Origin of the sequence: Streptomyces anulatus, from assembly GCF_014650675.1 — a bacterium.
In the GTDB taxonomy this organism is placed as follows: domain Bacteria; phylum Actinomycetota; class Actinomycetes; order Streptomycetales; family Streptomycetaceae; genus Streptomyces; species Streptomyces anulatus.
In genome coordinates this window covers 425,372-446,256 of sequence record NZ_BMVK01000003.1, presented here as the reverse complement: position 1 = coordinate 446,256, position 20,885 = coordinate 425,372, and the positions used below count along the sequence as shown (strand labels likewise).

20 protein-coding genes are annotated in these 20,885 nt (G+C 69.3%); 9 read left to right on the top strand and 11 right to left on the bottom strand.

Annotated elements, in window-relative coordinates; genetic code table 11:
• Position 1 precedes the first annotated feature (1 nt).
• On the top strand, positions 2-901 hold the full coding sequence (locus tag IE272_RS10435; RefSeq protein WP_057664383.1) for a GNAT family N-acetyltransferase: 900 nt from the start codon (positions 2-4) through the stop codon (positions 899-901).
• A gap of 71 nt (positions 902-972) precedes the next feature.
• Here the strand turns inward: IE272_RS10435 and IE272_RS10430 are convergent, their stop codons facing one another.
• Complete coding sequence (locus tag IE272_RS10430; protein ID WP_190006691.1) at positions 973-2,184, bottom strand: MFS transporter; 1,212 nt, start codon at positions 2,182-2,184, stop codon at positions 973-975.
• Between the two features lie 140 nt (positions 2,185-2,324).
• Between IE272_RS10430 and IE272_RS10425 the strand changes: the two genes are divergently transcribed.
• On the top strand, positions 2,325-2,783 hold the full coding sequence (locus IE272_RS10425) for a MarR family winged helix-turn-helix transcriptional regulator (RefSeq protein ID WP_007453823.1): 459 nt from the start codon (positions 2,325-2,327) through the stop codon (positions 2,781-2,783).
• 50 nt (positions 2,784-2,833) lie between these two features.
• Positions 2,834-3,286, top strand: coding sequence for a GNAT family N-acetyltransferase (locus IE272_RS10420; protein WP_050360021.1), 453 nt, complete (start codon positions 2,834-2,836; stop codon positions 3,284-3,286).
• 58 nt (positions 3,287-3,344) lie between these two features.
• On the opposite strand, the gene IE272_RS10415 is transcribed toward IE272_RS10420, so the two are convergent.
• The gene (locus IE272_RS10415; protein WP_190006690.1) at positions 3,345-4,721 is read right to left on the bottom strand and encodes a serine hydrolase domain-containing protein; all 1,377 of its coding nucleotides are present in this window, start codon (positions 4,719-4,721) and stop codon (positions 3,345-3,347) included.
• Between the two features lie 51 nt (positions 4,722-4,772).
• On the bottom strand, positions 4,773-5,357 hold the full coding sequence (locus tag IE272_RS10410; RefSeq protein ID WP_050359868.1) for a dihydrofolate reductase family protein: 585 nt from the start codon (positions 5,355-5,357) through the stop codon (positions 4,773-4,775).
• Positions 5,358-5,515: 158 nt separating this feature from the next.
• On the opposite strand from IE272_RS10410, the gene IE272_RS10405 reads away from it, so the two are divergent.
• Together IE272_RS10405 and IE272_RS10400 are read left to right on the top strand one after the other, a co-directional pair.
• Complete coding sequence (locus tag IE272_RS10405) at positions 5,516-6,091, top strand: TetR/AcrR family transcriptional regulator (protein WP_050359867.1); 576 nt, start codon at positions 5,516-5,518, stop codon at positions 6,089-6,091.
• A 157-nt stretch (positions 6,092-6,248) separates the two neighbouring features.
• Entirely contained in the window at positions 6,249-6,968 is a 720-nt protein-coding gene (locus IE272_RS10400; protein WP_190006689.1) for a dienelactone hydrolase family protein, read from the top strand.
• A gap of 77 nt (positions 6,969-7,045) precedes the next feature.
• Here the strand turns inward: IE272_RS10400 and IE272_RS10395 are convergent, their stop codons facing one another.
• Both IE272_RS10395 and dnaB read right to left on the bottom strand, forming a co-directional pair.
• Complete coding sequence (locus tag IE272_RS10395; protein ID WP_098891030.1) at positions 7,046-7,759, bottom strand: hypothetical protein; 714 nt, start codon at positions 7,757-7,759, stop codon at positions 7,046-7,048.
• A gap of 89 nt (positions 7,760-7,848) precedes the next feature.
• Positions 7,849-9,324, bottom strand: a complete 1,476-nt coding sequence (gene dnaB / locus IE272_RS10390; RefSeq protein WP_026290418.1) for a replicative DNA helicase — start codon at positions 9,322-9,324, stop codon at positions 7,849-7,851.
• Positions 9,325-9,782: 458 nt separating this feature from the next.
• Here dnaB and IE272_RS10385 point away from each other — a divergent pair, with 458 nt between their 5' ends.
• Entirely contained in the window at positions 9,783-11,120 is a 1,338-nt protein-coding gene (locus tag IE272_RS10385; protein ID WP_050359864.1) for an MATE family efflux transporter, read from the top strand.
• A gap of 145 nt (positions 11,121-11,265) precedes the next feature.
• Here IE272_RS10385 and rplI read toward each other — a convergent pair whose 3' ends face one another.
• From rplI to rpsF, 4 genes are all read right to left on the bottom strand, one after another.
• The gene (rplI, locus tag IE272_RS10380) at positions 11,266-11,712 is read right to left on the bottom strand and encodes a 50S ribosomal protein L9 (protein WP_003967856.1); all 447 of its coding nucleotides are present in this window, start codon (positions 11,710-11,712) and stop codon (positions 11,266-11,268) included.
• A gap of 18 nt (positions 11,713-11,730) precedes the next feature.
• Positions 11,731-11,967, bottom strand: coding sequence for a 30S ribosomal protein S18 (rpsR, locus tag IE272_RS10375; protein ID WP_003967857.1), 237 nt, complete (start codon positions 11,965-11,967; stop codon positions 11,731-11,733).
• A gap of 43 nt (positions 11,968-12,010) precedes the next feature.
• Positions 12,011-12,637: a single-stranded DNA-binding protein gene (locus tag IE272_RS10370; protein WP_018957346.1), complete on the bottom strand. Its 627-nt coding sequence runs from the start codon at positions 12,635-12,637 to the stop codon at positions 12,011-12,013.
• A 74-nt stretch (positions 12,638-12,711) separates the two neighbouring features.
• Positions 12,712-13,002, bottom strand: coding sequence for a 30S ribosomal protein S6 (gene rpsF / locus IE272_RS10365; RefSeq protein ID WP_018957345.1), 291 nt, complete (start codon positions 13,000-13,002; stop codon positions 12,712-12,714).
• Positions 13,003-13,334: 332 nt separating this feature from the next.
• On the opposite strand from rpsF, the gene IE272_RS10360 reads away from it, so the two are divergent.
• From IE272_RS10360 to IE272_RS10350, 3 genes are all read left to right on the top strand, one after another.
• Positions 13,335-13,646, top strand: a complete 312-nt coding sequence (locus tag IE272_RS10360) for a hypothetical protein (RefSeq protein WP_007453799.1) — start codon at positions 13,335-13,337, stop codon at positions 13,644-13,646.
• 184 nt (positions 13,647-13,830) lie between these two features.
• Positions 13,831-14,949 carry a lipid II:glycine glycyltransferase FemX gene (locus IE272_RS10355; protein WP_030077277.1) on the top strand — a complete coding sequence of 373 codons (1,119 nt, stop codon included), beginning with the start codon at positions 13,831-13,833 and terminating at the stop codon, positions 14,947-14,949.
• Between the two features lie 85 nt (positions 14,950-15,034).
• Positions 15,035-16,066 (top strand): alanine racemase, encoded by a 1,032-nt coding sequence (locus IE272_RS10350; protein WP_003967862.1) that lies wholly within the window; start codon positions 15,035-15,037, stop codon positions 16,064-16,066.
• A gap of 42 nt (positions 16,067-16,108) precedes the next feature.
• On the opposite strand, the gene IE272_RS10345 is transcribed toward IE272_RS10350, so the two are convergent.
• The gene (locus IE272_RS10345) at positions 16,109-17,623 is read right to left on the bottom strand and encodes a glycosyltransferase family 87 protein (protein WP_190006688.1); all 1,515 of its coding nucleotides are present in this window, start codon (positions 17,621-17,623) and stop codon (positions 16,109-16,111) included.
• 173 nt (positions 17,624-17,796) lie between these two features.
• Positions 17,797-20,550, bottom strand: a complete 2,754-nt coding sequence (locus IE272_RS10340) for a transglycosylase domain-containing protein (RefSeq protein WP_229897258.1) — start codon at positions 20,548-20,550, stop codon at positions 17,797-17,799.
• Positions 20,551-20,885 lie beyond the last annotated feature (335 nt).

The window sequence follows — 20,885 nt, the reverse complement described above, 5'->3', positions numbered from 1 at the left end:
CATGCACAGCCCATCACCCCACTCCCTTGTCGACCTGCCGATCCGGCGCCTGGACCGGGGAGACCTGGTCCCCTGCGCCGATCTCTGCGAGGACCGCGGCTGGCCGCGCGACGAACACCGGTGGGGGCTGCTCCTCTCGGCCGGCACCGGGTACGGGATCGACGCCCCGGACGGCAAGGGCCTGGCGGCGACCTGCCTGACCATGCCGTACGGATCCGACCTCATCGCGGTCGGCATGCTGCTCGTCGCCGAACGCTACGGACGTCGAGGGCTCGCCCGCCGGCTCATGCTGCACGTGATGGAAGCAGTGGGGGACACCCCGCTCGCCCTGTACGCCACCGAGCTGGGGCAGCCGCTCTACGAGGACCTCGGCTTCTCCCCCGTGGGCCGGGCCGAACGTGTCGGCGGCCGTTTCGGAGCGGGCGGCCCCGACGGCTCCCCCTCCCGCCCGAACACGACCACCCGCCCGTCCGTGACCACACGCCCGGCCGCGGCGGACGACCTGCAGGCGTTGGTCCGGCTCGACCTCCCCGTGTTCGGCGCCGACCGGACGCATCTGCTCGCCCGGCTGCCCGCCTTCTCCGACCGGCTCCAGGTCGCCGAGGAGGACGGCGAGCTGGTCGGCTACGCGGCGCTCTGGCCGAGCGGGCAGACCGAGGTGGTCGGGCCGCTGATCGCCCGGGACACGGTCACCGCACAGGCCCTGATCGCGGCCCTGGCCGCCACGACGGACCGGCCGCTGCGGGCGGATGTCGACTCCCGGCACAAGGAACTGCTCGGCTGGCTGCTGGAAAGCGGGCTGAAGTCCTCCCCCGGGACCACCGTGATGACGTACGGCATCCCGGACCTGCCCGGCGACGCCGCCCGCAGGTTCGCCCCGCTCACCCTCGCGACGGGCTGACGCGAAGCAGCCGCACCGCCACGAGGGCGGTGCGGCTGCTTCGTGATACGAGGCCCCTGGGGAGCGGTGGCTCAGTGCCGGGCCGCCACCACGGAGGCCGGCTCGGGACTGCTCCCGGCGACGATCCGGCCCTTGCCGGTCTCCCGGCGCTCCAGCAGGCTGGAGAACACGGCCAGGACCAGGGCCGACGCGGCGAGCGCGGCGCCGACCCAGTTGGGGGCGGTGTAGCCGAGCCCGGCCGCGATCACGAGACCGCCGAGCCAGGCGGAGAGGGCGTTGCCGAGGTTGAAGGCCCCGATGTTGACCGCGGAAGCCAGTGTCGGCGCACCCGCCGCCTGGTCGAGGACCCGCTTCTGCAGGGGCGGCACGGTCGCGAAGCCCAGGGCGCCGATCAGGACGATGGTGACGGCTGCGGCGATCTTGTTGTGGGCGGTCACGGTGAACAGGCCGAGGACCACGGAGAGCGCGCCGAGCGAGACGTACAGCATGGGCATCAGGTGGCGGTCGGCGAACCTGCCGCCGATCAGGTTGCCCGCCACCATGCCGAGGCCGAAGAGGACGAGCAGCCAGGTGACCGACGAGGCCGAGTAACCGGCGATCCCGGTCATCATCGGGGTGATGTAGGTGATCGCGGCGAAGACTCCGCCGAAGCCCAGGACGGTCATGGCCATCGCCAGCAGGACCTGGACGTTGCGGAACGCGGCCAGCTCGTGGCGGATGCGCACACCTTCCGGCCTGGGCTGGTCCGGTACGAGCTTCGCGACGCCGAGCAGTCCCACGACGCCCAGAACGGCGACGAGAAGGAACGTGGTCCGCCAGCCCGCGGTCTGTCCGATGAGGGTGCCGAGCGGTACGCCGACGACGTTGGCGACGGTGAGCCCGGTGAACATCATGGCGATCGCCCCGGCCTTCTTCTGCGGGGCGACCAGATCGGCCGCGACCACCGAACCGATGCCGAAGAAGGCGCCGTGCGCGAGGGAGGCGATCACCCGTCCGGCGAGCATGACGCCGAAGACCGGGGCGAGCGCGGACACCACGTTGCCCACGATGAACAGCCCCATGAGGAGCATCAGCATGCGCTTGCGGGTGACACGGGTGCCGAGCAGCGTCATCAGCGGGGCGCCGAGAACCACACCGAGCGCGTAGCCGGTCACCAGGAAGCCCGCGGTCGGGATCGAGACCTGGAAGTCACCGGCGACCTCGGGGAGCAACCCCATGATCACGAACTCGGTCGTTCCGATCCCGAATGCCCCGATGGCGAGGGCGAGGAGCGCGAGCGGCATGGGTTCCACCTTCCCTAAAGGTTGCGTCTGCGCCTTACGAGCGTCCACAATAATTGCAGACGCCGACTAATTGCAAGCGCGGGCTATTGCAGACGTCCCCTATCCTGGAGTCACGCAGCTCCCGTACGGAGGAGAGAGACATGACAGCGACCGACCCCGCCCTGACCGCCATCGCCCAGAGCTGGTGCGCACTCTCCCTGCTCCACGGGAAGATCGAGGCCCGCGTCGAACGGGCCCTCCAGGCCGGCCACGGACTCAGCGCACGCGAGTACTCGCTGCTCGACGTGTTGAGCCGGCAGCACAACGGCACCGGCGGGCATCTCCAGATGAAGCAGGTCGCCGACGCCGTCGTTCTCAGCCAGAGCGCCACCACCCGGCTCGTCACCCGGCTCGAGGACCGTGGGCTGCTCACCCGCTATCTGTGCGACACGGATCGCCGGGGCATCTACACCGACGTCACCGAGGCCGGGCTCACGCTGCTGGAGGCCGCCCGGCCGACGAACGACAGCGCGCTGCGGGCGGCCCTGGACGAGGCTGCGGAGAACCCGGAGCTCGCTCCTCTGGTCAGGGCCGTCGAAGAGCTGAAGGTCCCGGTCTGACCTTCCCTGCTCGACGAGACGTCCCCTGGAGCCGTCCTAGGATGCTGATCATGAGTGATCTCGCCATACGACCCGCCCTCCCGGACGACCTGGCCGCGGTGGTCGCGATGCTCGCCGACGACCCACTGGGCGCACAGCGCGAGTCGCCGGACGACCTCACCCCCTACCAGGAGGCGTTCCAGCGGCTGGCCGACGACCCGAACCAGCACGTGGTAGTCGCCGTTCGCGAGGACCGCGTCGTCGGCACGCTGCAGCTGACCATCGTCCCGGGACTGTCCCGCCGCGGCTCGACCCGCTCGATCATCGAGGGCGTCCGCATCCACGGCGACGAACGCGGCAGTGGCCTCGGTACCCAGCTCATCCAGTGGGCGGTGGACGAATCCCGCCGCCAGAACTGCCAGTTGGTGCAGCTGACCTCGGATATCACCCGGGAGGACGCGCACCGCTTCTACGAGCGGCTCGGCTTCACGGCCAGCCATGTGGGCTTCAAACTGGCGCTCTGACGAACGTGGGCGGGTGGGTGTTTCACGTGAAACACCCACCCGCCATCCGGCGAGAAGCTCAGTTGCCGAGCCCGCGCCAGCCCTCCGCGTCCACACCTCCGGGCACGGCCGCTCCCGCCTCGTACGGCTCCCGGGTGAAGACGAACGAGCCGAGGTCGAGGTGGTCCACCGAGCCGTCGGCCTTGCGTACGACGCGCAGGGTCTCCCCCGCGTAGTAGTCGTTCTGGCCCGTCCAGGTGCCGTCCGGACGGTACGTGAAGGCCGCGCCGCGTCCCTTGCCTCCCAGCGGCGTGAGCTGCAGGCCCCGGTCCTCCGTCAGCCTCAGCGTGACCGGGTGGGTGCCCCAGTGCCAGATCCCGGTCAGCGCGAGCAGGTCGTCGTCCACCTCGGGCAGCGGACGCCAGGGCGCCGGGATCCGTGGCTCGGCTTCGGCCACGATCCCCAGGAGTTCGGCGGCCACCATCGCGGCGGGCAGCCCCGAGGTGACATTGGCGAGAACGACCGCGGCCACGTCGTCCTCCTCGCTGACCCAGAGGCCGGCGACGAACCCGGGAAGCGATCCCGAATGCCCGAAGAGCACGCGCTCTTCGCCCCCGACGATCTGGAGTCCGAGACCGTAGCCGCTGGCGCCCGTCTCGGCCGGTGCGGCGGGCGTCCGCATCTCCCGCACGGAGGAGGCCGACAGGACCCGGTCGTCGCCCTCGGTCAGGAAGCCGGCGAACCGCAGCAGGTCCGCCGCGGTGGACCAGAGCTGACCGGCGGGCGCCATGATCCCGAGGTCCTCGGCGGGTTCGCTCAGCATGACGTCGGCCCAGGGGTGGACGGCCCAGCCGCCCGCGTGCGGCGCCACGGGCCCGCTCGTCGTCCGGTGCATGCCCAGCGGCTCCAGGATCTCGCGGCGCAGCGCCTCCTCCCAGGAGACGCCGCGTACCGCTTCCACCAGGGAACCGAGCAGGGTGTAACCGGGGTTGGAGTAGTGATGGCGATGCCCGGCAGGGTGCGGCTGCGGCCGGTCGCCCAGCACGTCGGCGATCTCGGGCCGCAGGCTGCCGGGCGTCCGCTCCCACCAAGGGGCGGGTGCTTCGGCGCCCAGCCCCGCGCTGTGGCCCAGCAGCTGAAAGACGGTCGCCCCGCCCGCCCCTGTGCCGGGGAGGTGCTTCTCCAGAGGATCGTCCAGGTCGATCAGGCCCTCGTCCCGCAGCCGCAGAACCAGAACGGCCGTGAACGTCTTGGTGATCGAACCGATCCGGTACTGCGTATCGGCGTCGGGAGCATGCCCCTCGACGCACGTACGCGCCCCGCTCCAGGCCGTACGCCCCTGTCGCCGCACCGCGGCCACCAGGGACGGCGCGCGGCCGTCCCGTTGCGCGACGGCGATGCGGTGCAACAGGGCGCGTCGGGTACTGGGAAGCAGGTCTTCGTCGATGGAAGTCATGGTCCAACCCCTACCCGACGGGCCACCGCGTGACGAACCCTTTTCCGCGGTTCAGCGCTTGCGGCGGTACGTCCGGACCAGTGCGCCGTTCTCGAAGGTCCGCACTCCCTCAAGGGTGAACTCGGGGACCCCGGAACCGGACCCGAACATCGGCATGCCGACCCCGTACACCACCGGGTAGGTCTTGATCACGAGCTCGTCGATCTCGTCGAGCAGCTCCCCCGCCAACTGGGATCCGCCGCAGAGCCAGATGTCCAGCTCGCTGTCCTCGGCCTTGAGCTCCCTGATCCGGGCAACCGGGTCCTCGCCGATCAGCTCGACATTCGGGTGCGGGGACTCCGCGAGCGTCCGGGAGGCCACGACCTCCCGAAGGTGGCCGTACGGGCTGGTGATGTCCGCGTCCAACGCCAGCTGATAGCTCCGCCGCCCCTGGACCACGGTGTCGAAGTGCTGGTTCTCGGCGTCGTGGAACCCGAGCATGTCGCGGCCCTCGACCGAGATGGTCTCCGGGTACTCCGACTTCAGGAAACCGAGGAACTCCTCGCTGACGAAGGCCATCATCGCCGAGGCGTCGCCACTGGAATCCCCGATGAAGCCGTCGATCGAGCAGGCGATGAAGTAGGTGAGCTTGCGCATGAGTTCCCCGTTCCGTCGATGGGCACGGGCCGGACGGCCCGGGCGGCGCGACCACCACGACTGCTCGGTGCCGCACCTCAACCACGTCACGTATAGTGCTTCACATGTAGTGGTTGCGCAAGCCGCTTTCCGACGCCGGACAAGCAGGAAGAACGCTGATGGCGAAGAACCCCGAACGCAGGGTCATGCTCACGGACGCGGCGGTCGACGTCCTCGCACACGAAGGCGCCCGCGGGCTCACCTTCCGCGCCGTGGACGCCCGGGCCGGCGTACCGGTGGGCACCGCGTCGAACTACTTCAGCAGCCGCGACGACCTCATGATGCAGACCGGCGCCCGCATCAGCAGCCGGATGACACCGGATCCGGCCCAGGTCGAGCAGATCATGCTCGCCGCCCCCTCCCGGGAGCTGGTCGCCGAGCTGATGCACTGGCTGATCCGGCGGATGACCGACGACCGGACCGGCTATCTGGCCATGCTGGAACTCCGCCTGGAGGCGACCCGCCGCCCCGACCTGCGCACCCAGCTGACCCGAACCGTGCGCGCCGGCTTCGAGGAGAGCCTCTCCTTCCACCGCGACCGCGGCCTTCCGGGCGACCCCGACGCCGTTCTGGTCCTCTACCTGGCCATGACCGGGGTCCTCCTGGAGCACTTCACTCTCCCGGACATGCTCGGTGACGACGGCCTCGACCACCTGGTGGAGGCCGTCGTCACCCGGATCATCCCCGCCGGCTAAGGCCCCGCCCGTACTCCAGCAGCGAGGCGGGTACGGCGAAGTCCCGCTACGGCGAAGACCACTTGCGTGCGGACGATCACGCTGAAAGCGTGGGCCCCACAGACGTCGGCCCGGCGAACTCCCTCAGGAAGGACGATCCGCCATTCCCACCAAGACCATGCAGATCCCCACGACGGACGGTTCGGCGGACGCCTTCGCCGCCTTCCCCGAAGACGGCGAGCGGCACCCCGGGGTGCTGATGTACGCGGACGCCTTCGGCATCCGGCCCGCACTGCGGGAGATGGCCCGCGAACTCGCCGGGCACGGGTACTACGTGCTCGTCCCCAACTTCTTCTACAGGGACGGGCCGACACCGCTCATCGACCTTCCCGAGCACATCGGAGAAGAGGACCGGCCCGCGCTCGTCGGCCGGCTGATGCCCTTGATCGAGGCACTCACAGCCGAACGCGTCCTGCGTGACGCCGACTCCTACCTCACGTTCCTCACGGCCCAGCCCGAGGTGAGCACCGGACCGGTCGCGGTGACCGGCTACTGCATCGGCGGCCTCCTGGCGACACGCACCGCCGCGGCCCACCCCGGGCAGGTGGCCGCCCTCGCCGCGTTCCACGCCCCCGTCGCGGCCGACGGGCCCGACAGCCTGCGCCGTCTCACCGCCGAGATCCACTTCGGCCACGCGGCGACGGACATCACGCCCGAGGCACTCGGCGGACTCAACCGGTCGCTGGACGCCGCGAGGGTCGGCTACACCTCCGAGATCTACCCCGGCACGGTCCACGGCTTCACCATGTCCGACACCGACGCCTTCGACCCGGCCGGACTGCGGCTCCACTGGGACCGGCTGCTCCCTCTCCTCGCCCGCACCCTGGCGAACGGCTGAGAGTCCGGAACGCTTCCGACCGATGCCCCTCGACCGGGCTGCGCGTCCGGCAGTCGGAGTGTTCTGTTCCGGTGTGGCTACCGGCCGTGCAGCCAGACCCTCAGGGGCCCGACCGGCTCGAAGCCGTGGCGGAGGGCGGCAGCCAGGTCCTCCCCCTGCTCGTAGCCGACCACCGGCAGGGTGGGGAACAGCTTGTTCACGGCGTCCAGCACGACCGGCCAGGCCGTGTCGGGGCCGCCGTCCGGCGCGAAGACGTTGGAGATTCCGACCACCTGGTCACTGCGGCTCGCCACCGCTCCGGCGACCACCCGCCCGTCGGCGGAGCGTCCAGCGAGCACGAAGGTGGCCGGGTCGTCGAGAAGTCCGGGCCGGAAGAGGTCCGCGTGGCCGTCCCCGTCGTCCCAGGCGAGCGCCCAGGCGCGCAGCGCGTCCGGATCGCCCGCCACATCCCAGGAAAGGTCCGGCGCCGGGACGGGCGCACCTGCCGGGCGATGGATCCACTGCGCCTCGAACAACACCTCGAAGCCGGCTTCCGTCAGGTCGAGATCGGCGAAGCTGTCCTTGACGGAGGCGCCGGGTGCGTCGGTGTCGATCCGGGACACCAGCGCGGCCCGGTCGGCGCCCGGCGCCAGCGTCACCGCGTCGGGGTAGTACAGCGGCGTGCGAGACGCAGCGGCCCAGGCATGTGCCCCGAACTCACCCGTCGAGCCGTGCGTTCGGCTCATCGCCGTGCACCACTCCGCGTTGTTGCGGGCGGCGGCCAGGACCAGGAGCTGCTTCGGAGTCGTCACAAGTGCGGATCATGACGACTCGGCCCCGGCCTGTCGAACGAGTTTTCGCCGTCCGGCGGGCGACGTCCAACCGCGGGCACGGGCATCCGTCAGGTCTGCGCCATGTCCACGAAGCGCGAGTAGTGGCCCTGGAACGCCACGGTGATGGTGGCCGTCGGGCCGTTACGGTGCTTGCCGACGATGATGTCGGCCTCGCCGGCGCGCGGTGACTCCTTCTCGTACGCGTCCTCGCGGTGGAGCAGGATGACCATGTCGGCGTCCTGCTCGATGGAGCCGGACTCACGCAGGTCGGACACCATCGGCTTCTTGTCCGTGCGCTGCTCGGGACCACGGTTCAGCTGCGAGAGCGCGATCACCGGGACTTCCAGCTCCTTGGCCAGCAGCTTCAGGTTTCGGGACATGTCCGAGACCTCCTGCTGACGACTCTCGGACCGCTTCGACCCACCGGCCTGCATCAGCTGCAGATAGTCGATGATCACGAGCTTGATGTCGTTGCGCTGCTTGAGCCGGCGGCACTTCGCACGGATCTCCATCATCGACAGGTTGGGGGAGTCGTCGATGTAGAGCGGGGCGGCCGAGACCTCGGGCATCCGGCGCGCTAGCCGCGTCCAGTCCTCGTCCGTCATCGTGCCGGACCGCATGTGGTGCAGGGCGACCCGCGCCTCGGCCGACAGCAGACGCATCGCGATCTCGTTGCGCCCCATTTCGAGGGAGAAGATGACGCTGGGCAGGTTGTTCTTGATCGACGCGGCGCGCGCGAAGTCCAGCGCCAGCGTGGACTTACCCATGGCCGGACGGGCCGCGATGACGATCATCTGGCCGGGGTGCATGCCGTTCGTCAGGGCGTCGAGGTCCGTGAAGCCCGTCGGCACACCGGTCATCTCACCGCTGCGCGAACCGATGGCCTCGATCTCGTCGAGCGCGCCCTCCATGATGTCGCCGAGGGGGAGGTAGTCCTCGCTGGTGCGCTGCTCGGTGACCGCGTAGATCTCGGCCTGCGCGGAGTTGACGATCTCGTCGACGTCCCCGTCGGCCGCGTATCCCATCTGCGTGATCTTCGTGCCCGCCTCGACCAGCCGCCGGAGCACCGCCCGCTCGTGGACGATCTCCGCGTAGTACGAGGCGTTGGCCGCGGTGGGCACGGACTGCACCAGGGTGTGCAGATACGGCGCTCCGCCGACCTTGGTGATCTCTCCGCGTTTGACCAGCTCGGCGGCGACCGTGATCGGGTCGGCCGGCTCGCCCTTGGCGTAGAGGTCGAGGATCGCCGTGTAGACGGTCTCGTGGGCGGGGCGGTAGAAGTCGTGCCCCTTGATGATCTCCACGACGTCCGCGATGGCGTCCTTGGACAGCAGCATGCCGCCGAGGACCGACTGCTCGGCGTCGAGATCCTGGGGCGGCACCCGCTCGAACCCGGGGGAGCCGCCCTCCCAGGCCTCGTCCGAGCCGCGGTCGTGGCGGTCCTCACGCCCCTTGCGGTCCCCGCGACGCTGCCGGGAGACAGGCAGACGGTCCCCGGGGCCGGTCTCGGTCCAGGGGTCGTCCAAAGGCTCGGGAATGCTCACCGGGCCGCCTCCTCCCGTCCGCATCGCGGACCTAGCCGTGCCACTCTTTCTTACGGCACGGCACCGACAAACAGGTCGCCCGACTCCACTTCCGGAGCATCTGGTTCGGTGGATTCCGGTGCCGGAACGGAGTGCGGGCGCCGCACCACGGTAGGCCCCTCCGCACCGTCAGCCAATCTGGTTATCCACAGGGCATGTGGACGACGGACCAGATGCTGTGGAGAACCCTGCCGAACCTGTGCACGGACCGGGGGACAGCACTGTGGACAAACTCATAGCGACTGCGGCGTGACCACTCTGACCTGGGCATTCTCCATCCACTGACTGTGGGGGAGAAAAACTTTCGCACTCATTTCAAGATCACCGCAAACGGCGCGGAGAGGAACGCCCCACGGGGACGAAAGTAAGGGCCGTAGACCAATTGCATCTCTTACCTGTGGAAGATTAGATTGACCCCCATGACCAAGGCCCCCGCGACCCCGAAGAACGGCCGCCGACGGCACGACCGCGAGATCATCGCCCTAGCCGTCCCGGCATTCGGCGCCCTCGTCGCCGAGCCCCTGTTCGTGATGGTCGACAGTGCCGTCGTCGGCCACCTCGGCACCCCGCAACTGGCCGGCCTCGGCATCGCCGCAGCCCTCCTGATGACGGCCGTGAGCATCTTCGTCTTCCTCGCCTACGCGACCACGGCGGCCGTCGCCCGCCGCGTCGGGGCGGGCGATCTGCCCGCCGCCATCCGCCAGGGCATGGACGGCATCTGGCTCGCCCTACTGCTCGGAGCAGCCGTCGTCGCCCTCGCGGTCCCGACGGCTCCCTGGCTCGTCGACGTCTTCGGCGCGTCCGACACGGCAGCCCCGTACGCCATCACCTATCTGAGGATCTCCATCCTCGGCATCCCGGCCATGCTCGTCGTGCTCGCCGCCACCGGCGTACTGCGCGGCCTCCAGGACACCCGCACCCCGCTGTACGTCGCCATCGGCGGTTTCACGGTGAACGCCGCCCTCAATGTGACCCTCGTCTACGGCGCCGGGCTCGGCATCGCCGGATCCGCGTGGGGAACGGTGATCGCCCAGGTCGGTATGGCCGCCGCCTATCTCGTCGTGGTGATCCGCGGGGCCCGAAGGCACGGCGCCTCCCTCCGCCCGGACGCGGCCGGCATCAGGGCCAGCGCGCAGGCAGGCGTACCGCTGCTGATCCGAACCCTGTCCCTGCGCGCCGTCCTGATGATCGCCACCGCCGTGGCCGCACGGCTCGGGGACGTCGACATCGCCGCGCACCAGATCATCCTCTCCCTCTGGAGCCTGACCGCCTTCGCTCTGGACGCCATCGCCATCGCCGGGCAGGCGATCATCGGCCGCTATCTGGGGGCGAACGACGAGAAGGGCGCGCGCGAGGCCTGCCGCCGCATGGTCGAGTGGGGCCTCGGTTGCGGCATCGCCCTCGGCATCCTGATCGTGCTCGCCCGGCCCCTGTTCATCCCGCTCTTCACCAGCGACCCCTCGGTGAAGGACACCCTGCTGCCCGCGCTCCTGGTCGTGGCGGTCTCCCAGCCGATCGCCGGCGTGGTCTTCGTCCTGGACGGCGTCCTGATGGGAGCCGGTGACGGGCGCTATCTCGCCTGGGCGATGCTGGTGACGCTCGCCGTCTTCGCGCCCGTCGCCCTCCTTGTGCCCTCCCTCGGCGGCGGGCTCACCGCGCTCTGGTGGGCGATGACGCTGATGATGGCCGTCCGCCTCGTCACGCTCTGGCTGCGTACCCGGTCGGGCCGGTGGATCGTCACCGGAGCCACGCGCTGATCCGCACGCTGCACGGCGTGTTTCACGTGAAACAGGCTGCCTGTTTCACGTGAAACACCGCGCATCCCGAAAGACAAGCCCCGAAAGACAGGAAGGGCCGCACCCAACGGGTGCGGCCCTTCACTGACTCAGCTGAGCTCTGCCCTTAGGCAGCAACGACCTCGACGCCGAGCTTCGCTGCGACCTCGGGGTGCAGACGGACGGACACCTGGTGTCCGCCGAGCGTCTTGATCGGCGAGCCGAGCTCGACGCGACGCTTGTCGACGTCGGGACCACCGGCAGCCTTGATCGCCGCAGCGACGTCGGCCGGGGTGACCGAGCCGAAGAGACGGCCGGCGTCGCCGGAGCGAACAGCCAGACGGACCTTCACGCCCTCGAGCTTGGCCTTGATCTCGTTGGCCTGCTCGATCGTCGCGATCTCGTGGATCTTGCGGGCGCGGCGGATCTGCGCCACGTCCTTCTCGCCGCCCTTGGTCCAGCGAATGGCGAAGCCACGCGGAACCAGGTAGTTACGGGCGTACCCGTCCTTGACGTCGACGACGTCGCCGGCGGTGCCGAGGCCGGAGACCTCGTGGGTGAGGATGATCTTCATGCTCTTGTCACCCTTCCCTTATCGCGCGGTGGACGTGTAGGGCAGCAGCGCCATCTCACGGCTGTTCTTGACAGCCGTGGCGACGTCACGCTGGTGCTGCGTGCAGTTGCCGGTGACGCGGCGGGCACGGATCTTGCCGCGGTCGGAAATGAACTTCCGCAGCATGTTCGTGTCCTTGTAGTCCACGTACTGGGTCTTGTCCTTGCAGAACGCGCAGACCTTCTTCTTAGGCTTGCGCACAGGCGGCTTCGCCATGGTGTTTCTCCTGTGTGATCAAGAAGTGGGGGTACGAGCAGCCCTAGAAGGGAGGCTCGTCCGAGTAGCCGCCGCCAGAGGCACCGCCGGAACCGCCGGAACCGCCGGAGCTTCCGCCCCAGCCGCCTCCGCCGCCCTGCTGTCCCCCGCCGCCCTGGCCGCCTGCCGGCGCGCCGGTCGCCCACGGGTCGTCGGCGGGTGCACCGCCGCCGCCCTGCTGGCCACCGCCACCGGGACCGCCGCCCCAGTTGCCGCCGCCCTGCTGGCCGCCGCCGTATCCACCCTGGCCGCCCTGACCACCGCGACCGGTGGTCTTGGTGACCTTGGCCGTGGCGTTCTTGAGGCTGGGGCCGACTTCCTCGACGTCCAGCTCGTAGACCGTGCGCTTGACGCCCTCACGGTCCTCGTAGGACCGCTGCTTCAGCCGGCCCTGCACGACGACGCGCATGCCTCGCTGAAGCGACTCCGCGACGTTCTCCGCCGCCTGACGCCAGACCGAGCAGGTGAGGAACAGGCCTTCGCCGTCCTTCCACTCATTGGTCTGCCGGTCGAAGATGCGGGGAGTGGACGCGACACGGAACTTCGCGACCGCCGCACCGGACGGGGTGAAGCGCAGCTCGGGGTCGTCGACGAGATTGCCGACGACCGTGATGACGGTCTCGCCTGCCATGGGTGAACCTCTCGGCGGGGATTGCTTCTGGCTGCTTGCTGCTACTCGGACCCGAAAACCGCTGAGCTAGATGCTCAGTGGATCTCGGGACGGAGGACCTTGGTCCGGAGGACCGACTCGTTCAGGTTCATCTGGCGGTCGAGCTCCTTGACGACCGCAGGCTCGGCCTGCAGGTCGATGACCGAGTAGATGCCCTCGGGCTTCTTCTTGATCTCGTAGGCGAGCCGACGACGGCCCCAGGTGTCGACCTTCTCCACCTTTCCGTCGCCCTCACGGACGACGGAGAGGAAGTTCTCGATCAGCGGGGAGACTGCTCGCTCCTCGAGATCGGGGTCGAGGATGACCATCACCTCGTAGTGACGCATGTGGAACCCACCTCCTTTGGACTCAGCGGCCACGGTCGTTCCGTGGCAGGAGGGTCGTGATGCGTATTGCAACGGTGTTCCCGAGGAGAACACCCAGCACTGACAATCCGCTCCCGAACGATCCCGGATACGGGGTTCGGGGGGAGGCTCGCCGTGCTGGCCTGGGCAGACACCGGTGCAGACCGTACAGACTACCCGTAGACCGGCTTCCGGTTGAAATCAGGAGCTCAGAGGGCACAATCGAGACAGATGCGGTGTGAGAGGCGCTACACCCGCCGCGGTGCGAATGGCGCCGGCACCACCCGCCCATCCGTCCGGCCAGGAGGTACTCCATGGCACAGACCATCCGACCCGCCACCGGCTCGCTCTTCGCGTCGGACGGCAGGCCGCACCCGCTCCAGGACACCCTGCTCGCCGTGACCCTCGTGCTGGGCGCGCTCGCCTTCGTGACGGCGATGTTCCACCACCTGCACCTGATCAGCTCGTGGGCCGGGCTCGTCGGCATCCTGACCGGTGGGTACGGCATGTACGTCTCCAGGACCACAGGAGAACGGTTCGGCCTGATCATCGGACTCGGCGCGTCCGCCGTCGGCTTCTTCCTCGGCATGGCCCACGGAGGTCTCTTCGGCGGCGTGATCACCTGACCGGAGCACCGGCCGGAGCACCGGCCGGGGCACCGGCCGGCGCGGGTGCCCGGGCGCCCGCGCCGGTCCGCCGTGCGTTCCGGGCCCCCGGGGCCAGGCCGGGCGCCCCTCGGTCACAGTAGGCTTCGGCGCGAGAGCCGGAGCCCCTGACCGATGGGGACACACCTGCCGAGGAGCGCCCCGCATGAGCCTGACCCTGAGGACCATCAGCCGAGAGCAGCATCTGGCGTACATCCAGAGCCTGCCCTCGGCCAGTCACTGCCAGGTCCCGGCGTGGGCTGATGTGAAGACCGAATGGCGCTCGGAGAACCTGGGCTGGTTCGACAAGAACGGCGAGATCGTCGGCGCCGGCCTGGTCCTGTACCGCCAGCTGCCCAAGATCAAGCGCTACCTGGCGTACCTCCCCGAGGGCCCGGTCATCAACTGGTACGCACCGAACCTGGACGACTGGCTCCAGCCGATGCTCGCGCACCTCAAGCAGCAGGGCGCCTTCTCCGTGAAGATGGGCCCGCCGGTGGTCATCCGCCGCTGGGACTCGGCGGCCATCAAGTCCGGCATCCAGGACCCGGACGTGAAGCGCCTGCGCGACGTCGAGGCCACGCACATCGAGCCGCGCGCCTTCGAGGTCGCGGACCGGCTGCGGAAGATGGGCTGGCAGCAGGGCGAGGACGGCGGCGCCGGATTCGGTGACGTACAGCCCCGCTATGTCTTCCAGGTGCCGCTGGCCAACCGCTCGCTCGAGGACGTCCTCAAGGGCTTCAACCAGCTGTGGCGCCGCAACATCAAGAAGGCCGACAAGGCCGGCGTCGAGGTCGTCCAGGGCGGCTACGAGGACCTGGCCGAGTGGCAGCGGCTCTACGAGATCACCGCCGTGCGCGACCACTTCCGGCCTCGCCCGCTCTCGTACTTCCAGCGCATGTGGACCGTCCTCAACTCCGAGGACCCCAACCGGATGCGGCTCTACTTCGCCCGGCACAACGGCGTGAACCTCTCCGCGGCCACGATGCTCGTCGTCGGCGGACACGTCTGGTATTCCTACGGCGCCTCCGACAACATCGGGCGCGAGGTCCGGCCGTCGAACGCGATGCAGTGGCGCATGCTGCGCGACAGCTACGCGATGGGCGCGACCGTCTACGACCTGCGCGGGATCAGCGACTCGCTGGACGAGACGGACCACCTCTTCGGCCTGATCCAGTTCAAGGTCGGCACCGGCGGCGAGGCCGTCGAGTACGTCGGCGAGTGGGACTTCCCGCTCAACAAGCTGCTCCACAAGGCACTCGACATCTATATGTCGCGTCGCTGATCCGCTCCACCGCTCCACCGCACATCCGGGCACACACCGTTCGTTCCTGATCCACCGCAGCCACCAGAAAGGTTCCGGGCCGGCCATGGCGCTCTCCCTCTACGTCGACACCGCGCGCTGGCGGGCGCACCAGAAGTCCGTGATCGACCAGTTCCCCGGTCTCGTACCCGTCTGCAAGGGCAACGGCTACGGCTTCGGCCACGAGCGCCTCGCCGACGAGACGATCCGCTTCGGATCCGACACCCTCGCCGTCGGGACGACCTACGAGGCGGCCCGGATCAAGGACTGGTTCAGCGGCGACCTGCTCGTCCTGACCCCGTTCCGGCGCGGTGAGGAGCCCGTACCGCTTCCGGACCGCGTCATCCGGTCCGTCTCCTCCGTCGACGGGGTGCACGCGCTGGTGGGCGCCCGTGTCGTCATCGAGTGCATGAGCTCGATGAAGCGCCACGGCGTCAAGGAGGAGGAGCTCGGGCAGCTGCACGCGGCGATCGAGGACGTACGGCTCGAAGGCTTCGCCCTGCACCTGCCGCTGGACCGTACCGACGGTTCCGACGCCGTCGAGGAGGTCATCGGCTGGATGGACCGGTTGCGCGCGGCCCGGCTCCCGCTGCACACCATGTTCGTCAGCCATCTGCGCGCCGAGGAGCTGGCCCGTCTCCAGCAGCAGTTCCCGCAGACCCGCTTCCGCGCCCGCATCGGCACCCGGCTCTGGCTCGGCGACCACGAGGCCACCGAGTACCGGGGGGCCGTCCTGGACGTCACCCCCGTGGTCAAGGGCGACCGGTTCGGCTACCGCCAGCAGAAGGCCGCGTCGGACGGCTGGCTGGTCGTCGTGGCCGGCGGTACGTCCCACGGGGTCGGTCTGGAGGCGCCCAAGGCGCTGCACGGAGTGATGCCGCGGGCCAAGGGCGTCGCCCGCGCGGGCCTGGCCACGGTCAACCGCAATCTGTCGCCGTTCGTCTGGGCGGGCAAGCAGCGGTGGTTCGCCGAGCCGCCGCACATGCAGGTGTCGATCCTGTTCGTGCCCTCGGACGCCCAGGAGCCGCGGGTCGGCGACGAGCTGGTCGCCCACCTGCGCCACACCACCACGCAGTACGACCGGCTCGTCGACCGCTGAGGCGCCCCGGCGCGGCCCTGAACGGCCGCGCCGGGCCCCGGGTCAGCCCTCCCGGGTGGGCGCCGCGCCCCACTCCACCTGAGGCCCCGTGACCGCCGGAGCCCGGTACTCGGACGAACGGCCCTCGGGCGCCAGCACGAACGCGTCCGGAGCCCCGTCGAGGACCCCGCCCGACGGGTCGTCCGACCCGTCCCCGCGCACCGGGTCCTTCTCCGGCAGCAGGATGTCCCGGACGATCAGCGCGCACACGTACAGCGTGCCCAGCAGGTGCAGGGCGATCGCGACCTGGTAGCCCTCCTGCGGCAGCCCTTGGTGCTTGTCGCCGTTGCTGGTGTAGGCGAGGTAGAACCAGATACCGAGGAAGTACATGACCTCGCAGGCCTGCCAGATGAGGAAGTCGCGCCAGCGCGGCCGGGCCAGGACGGCCAGCGGGATCAGCCAGAGCACGTACTGCGGTGAGTAGACCTTGTTCGTCAGGATGAACGCGGCCACCACCAGGAACGCCAGCTGGGCGAAGCGCGGTCGGCGGGCCGCGGAGAGCGCCAGGCCCGCGATGCCCGCGCAGAACACGGCCATCAGGACGACCGACGCGGTGTTGACCGTCTCCACGTCGATGGGCTTGCCGGTGCGCTGGGTGATGATCAGCCAGAACGAGCCGAAGTCGATGGGCCGTTCCTGGCTGAAGGTGTAGAACTTCCGCCATCCCTCGGGGGCGAAGATCATCACCGGCAGGTTCACCACCAGCCAGGCCGCCCCCGCGCCCAGCAGGGCCGTCCCGAACTCGCGATACCTGCCCGCCCGCCAGCAGAGCACCAGGAGCGGGCCGAGCAGCAGAACAGGATAGAGCTTGGCGGCCGTCGCCAGGCCGATGAGGATGCCGAACGCGAGCACCCGGCCCCGGGACCACATGAGCATCGCCGCGGCCGTCAGCGCGACGGCCAGCAGGTCCCAGTTGATGGTCGCGGTGAGGACGAACGCGGGGGCCAGCGCGACCAGGAGGCCGTCCCAGGGGCGGCGGCGGTGCGTGCGGACGGTGCACACGGCGATGACCACCGCGCAGATCATCAGCATGCCCGCGTTGACCATCCAGTACATCTGCTCGCGCTGCTGGATGGGGTCGCTGTCGGGCGTCAGCGTCAACCAGGCAGCCACCTGCATGAACACCCCGGTCAGCACGGGGTACTCCAGGTACTGCATATCGCCGCTCAGCCGGTCGAAGTACGGTACGAGGCCGTCGGCGAAGCCGCGTCCCATGAAGAGGTGCGGAATGTCGGAGTAGCAGGCGTGCGTGTACTGCGAGGTGGCCCCGCGGAACCAGGCCCATTCGTAGCAGGGGATCTTCTGCACCATGCCGAGGGCGAACATCCCGATCATGACCAGCGCGACGACGCGGACAGGCGTGAGCGGGCCGTCGCCGAGCCGCGCCCAGCGTCCCACCCGGCCACCGAACAGCTCGCTGCCGGCCGCCGCGACCTCATCCTGATCGGTGGGCCGCACGACGGGCCGCTCCTGGTGCACGCTCGTGTCTTCTGCGCTGGGGCTTGGCATGCCGCACATCCTGCCGTACGGGGCTGTGCCCGGGGCAAGGACCGCCCGGGGGACACGGGCACAGAGCCGGGATGCCGCACACAGCCGCCGGGAACACGGCGAGGGCCGCCGTACCCGGGTGGGTACGGCGGCCCTCGCCGCTGTGCCGGGCAGGCCCGCGAGGGGCCCGGCCGGCGGTCCGGCTACCCGGAGTTGCCCCAGATGGAGCCGGTCCCGCCCGGGTTGCCGCTGGCTCCCTGGGCTCCGCCGTTGTCACTGCCGTCGGTCGCTCCACCGTCGGCTCCGCCGTCCGCTCCACCGTCGGCCCCACCGTCGGCTCCGCCGTTGTCGCCCCCGCCGTCCGCTCCGGCGTTCGCCCCGCCGTTGGCCTCCTGGCAGTTCGGGTCGAAGATGCCGCAGGTCTTGGTCGGGGTCGGCGTCGGAGGAGTCGGAGTGGTCTGGGTCGGCGTCGGGGTCGGCGACGACTCCTCGGTGGGCGTCGGCGAAGGCGTGGGACTGGGCGTCGGGCTGGGGCTGACCGCGCCACCGCCCCACACGACATCACCGAGGTCCTTCGGTTCCGGGAAGGAGATGGCCTTCTTGCCCTTCATCGCCCCGGTCATGTAGTCGTGCCAGATGGAGGCCGGGAACGAGTTTCCGTGGATCTTCTCCTCGCCACCAGTGCCGAACATCTTCTCGAACTCGCGCTTCGTGTTCGTCTCGTCGTCGTCGAGCCGGAACATGCTGATCGCGGTCGAGATCTGCGGCGTGTACCCGACGAACCAGGCAGAGCGGTTGCCGTCCGTCGTGCCGGTCTTGCCCGCGGCCTCACGGCCCTCCAGACGGGCGGGCTCACCCGTTCCGTTCTCCACGACGTTCTTCAGCACATCGGTCACGTTGTCGGCGATGTCGGGGCTGAGGGCGCGCTTGGGCTTCTTCTTGTGCTGGAAGACGACCGCGCCCCCCTTCTTCACCTCGGTCACCGAGTACGTGTCGTTCTGCTGGCCGCTCGTGGCGAAGGTGGCGTAGGAGCCCGCCATGCGGATGGCGCTGGGCGACGAGGTGCCGATGGAGAACGAGGGGACGGTCGCGTCCGCCATGAAGGTGTCGTCCTTCAGACCGGAGGCGACGGCGACGTCCTTGACCTTGTCCGTACCGACGTCCATGCCGAGCTGCACGAACGGGGAGTTGGCGGACTTCTCCATGGCCGTACGGAGGTCGATCTCGCCGTAGTCGTAGTTGCCGTCGTTGGTCTGACGCCACTCCTCGTCGTTCTCGTTCAGCCAGATCTTGCCCGTGTAGTCCCTGATCCGCAGGCCGTCGTCACCGTTGTAGATGCTCTTCTGCGAGACCTGGGTGCGCTCGGAATTGCTCTGCTCCGGCCCGCCGGACGGGTCGCGCACGCCGTACTGCATGGCAGCGGCCAGAACGAACGGCTTCCACGTCGAACCGACCTGGGCACCCGTGGCGTCCGCGTTGTTCGTGAAGTGCGTGGTGGCGTCCTGGCCACCGTACGTGGCGATGATCGCGCCGGTCTTCGCGTCCACGGAGGCTCCGCCGAACTCGACGTGCGTGTCCGTCTTGGGGCGCTCCTTGGGACGGATCTTGGCCTTGTAGACCTTGTTCACCGCTGCTTCGAGCTCCTGCACCCTCTTCTTCTGGAAGGTGGTGTGGATCTCGTAGCCGCCCAGCTCGAGCTGCTTGGCGTCGATGCCTTGCGTGTTGTTGGCGAGGAAGTACTTCTTGGCGAGCTCCACCAGGTAGCCGGTCTGGCCGCCCAGCTTGGCGTCCTTCTTCGGCGGTCGCGGCATGGGGAACTTCGTGAACTTGGCGCGCTCCTCCGCCGTCATCCGCTTGTCCTTGACCTGCTCGTCAAGGATCCACTCCCAACGCTCCTTGGCCCGCTCCGTGTTCTTCGCCTTGGTCGCGTTCTTCTTGTCGATGTCGGGGGCGCCGGCGGGGTCGTAGTAGCTCGCGCCCTTGAGCAGGGTGGCCAGGAAGGCGCACTCGCTCGCGTCCAGTTCGCTGGCGTCCTTGTTGTAGTACGTGCGGGCTGCCGCCTGCAGCCCCGAGGCTCCACGCCCGTAGTAGGAGACGTTGAGGTAGCCCGCCATCACGTCTTCCTTGTCCTCCTCACCGGCGACCTTGAGCGTGATGAAGAGTTCCTGGAACTTCCGCTTGAGCGTCTGGTCCTGGGTGAGCATGGAGTTCTTCACGTACTGCTGCGTGATGGTCGAGCCGCCCTGGGTCTCACCACCGGTGGCCATGTTGAACAGCGCACGGCCGATGCCCTTCGGGTCGATGCCCTTGTCCGTCTCGAAGCTCTTGTTCTCGGCCGAGATGACGGCGTTGCGCATCTCGACCGGGATCTGCTCGTACTTGAGGATCTGGCGGTTCACCGCACCACCGGTCGCCACCATCTGCGAACCGTCGGCCCAGTAGTAGACGTTGTTCTGCGCCTCAGCCGTCTCATTGACCTTGGGGGTGCTCACCAAGGCGTACGAGATGCCCCCGACGCCCATCAGCACTCCGAGGAACCCCAGACAGAGCCCCGAAACCAGCTTCCACGAGGGCAGCCAGCGGCGGAACCCGTACCTGCCGTGGCGCGGGTAGTCGATAAAACGCTTCTCGCCGGGGTCGCCGTGGTCGCGCCCCCGGCCCCCCGGGCCGTCGGACCCACCACCGCCACCGCGGCGGCGGCCACCGCCGTTCGCGCCGTGGCCCCCGGCGTCGGCGCCCCGGCGTCGACCGCCCCTCTGGGCCGCGCGACGGGCCTCGGCGCGGCTGCCGTACTGGCGCTCCTCGCCGGGCGACTCGGACGGCGATTCGGAAGGTGATGCCGAAGTGGCTCTGCGTGACGGGACTGCTCGGCGTCCGGTCGACTGCTGGGCGGCTCGTCTGGCCGCTGCACGCCCGCCACCTTGTGGCTGAGGCGTTTTGCGACGGTGCTCGCTCATGGAACGACTACTCCTCGGGCAGGCGAGAGCGCCTGGAAGCGGCAGTTGAGATCCGGTCCCCCCGAATTACGGACAAGCCACTGCGGAAGGCTCATCCGCAGTACATCCGGCAGTCCGCGATGACTGACGCGCGAAAGCGCCTCGCGGTTCCCGGTGGTCTGCATGCCGCACAGACTACGCACGGTCAAAACCCGCCTAGGGCCGAACTTCACCCCAAATTACGCAAGTCGAACCCTGGGAATTGCTGATGTGACGCCGTTCACGAAGGTCACCCTTGTCGAACCGGACAGACCGATCTATCGTGCTGATGTATCGAGTCGATACATCAGTACGGC

What these genes read in the sequence shown, in the direction of transcription:
- IE272_RS10410 (WP_050359868.1), bottom strand. Translation starts at nt 5,357, where the DNA reads ATGCGCAAGCTCACCTACTTCATCGCCTGCTCGATCGACGGCTTCATC.
- IE272_RS10355 (WP_030077277.1), top strand. Translation starts at nt 13,831, where the DNA reads ATGAGCCTGACCCTGAGGACCATCAGCCGAGAGCAGCATCTGGCGTAC.
- IE272_RS10425 (WP_007453823.1), top strand. Translation starts at nt 2,325, where the DNA reads ATGACAGCGACCGACCCCGCCCTGACCGCCATCGCCCAGAGCTGGTGC.
- rpsR (WP_003967857.1), bottom strand. Translation starts at nt 11,967, where the DNA reads ATGGCGAAGCCGCCTGTGCGCAAGCCTAAGAAGAAGGTCTGCGCGTTC.
- IE272_RS10400 (WP_190006689.1), top strand. Translation starts at nt 6,249, where the DNA reads ATGCAGATCCCCACGACGGACGGTTCGGCGGACGCCTTCGCCGCCTTC.
- IE272_RS10345 (WP_190006688.1), bottom strand. Translation starts at nt 17,623, where the DNA reads ATGTGCGGCATGCCAAGCCCCAGCGCAGAAGACACGAGCGTGCACCAG.
- rpsF (WP_018957345.1), bottom strand. Translation starts at nt 13,002, where the DNA reads ATGCGTCACTACGAGGTGATGGTCATCCTCGACCCCGATCTCGAGGAG.
- IE272_RS10340 (WP_229897258.1), bottom strand. Translation starts at nt 20,550, where the DNA reads ATGAGCGAGCACCGTCGCAAAACGCCTCAGCCACAAGGTGGCGGGCGT.
- IE272_RS10360 (WP_007453799.1), top strand. Translation starts at nt 13,335, where the DNA reads ATGGCACAGACCATCCGACCCGCCACCGGCTCGCTCTTCGCGTCGGAC.
- rplI (WP_003967856.1), bottom strand. Translation starts at nt 11,712, where the DNA reads ATGAAGATCATCCTCACCCACGAGGTCTCCGGCCTCGGCACCGCCGGC.
- IE272_RS10415 (WP_190006690.1), bottom strand. Translation starts at nt 4,721, where the DNA reads ATGACTTCCATCGACGAAGACCTGCTTCCCAGTACCCGACGCGCCCTG.
- IE272_RS10370 (WP_018957346.1), bottom strand. Translation starts at nt 12,637, where the DNA reads ATGGCAGGCGAGACCGTCATCACGGTCGTCGGCAATCTCGTCGACGAC.
- IE272_RS10405 (WP_050359867.1), top strand. Translation starts at nt 5,516, where the DNA reads ATGGCGAAGAACCCCGAACGCAGGGTCATGCTCACGGACGCGGCGGTC.
- IE272_RS10350 (WP_003967862.1), top strand. Translation starts at nt 15,035, where the DNA reads ATGGCGCTCTCCCTCTACGTCGACACCGCGCGCTGGCGGGCGCACCAG.
- IE272_RS10430 (WP_190006691.1), bottom strand. Translation starts at nt 2,184, where the DNA reads ATGCCGCTCGCGCTCCTCGCCCTCGCCATCGGGGCATTCGGGATCGGA.
- IE272_RS10420 (WP_050360021.1), top strand. Translation starts at nt 2,834, where the DNA reads ATGAGTGATCTCGCCATACGACCCGCCCTCCCGGACGACCTGGCCGCG.
- IE272_RS10435 (WP_057664383.1), top strand. Translation starts at nt 2, where the DNA reads ATGCACAGCCCATCACCCCACTCCCTTGTCGACCTGCCGATCCGGCGC.
- IE272_RS10385 (WP_050359864.1), top strand. Translation starts at nt 9,783, where the DNA reads ATGACCAAGGCCCCCGCGACCCCGAAGAACGGCCGCCGACGGCACGAC.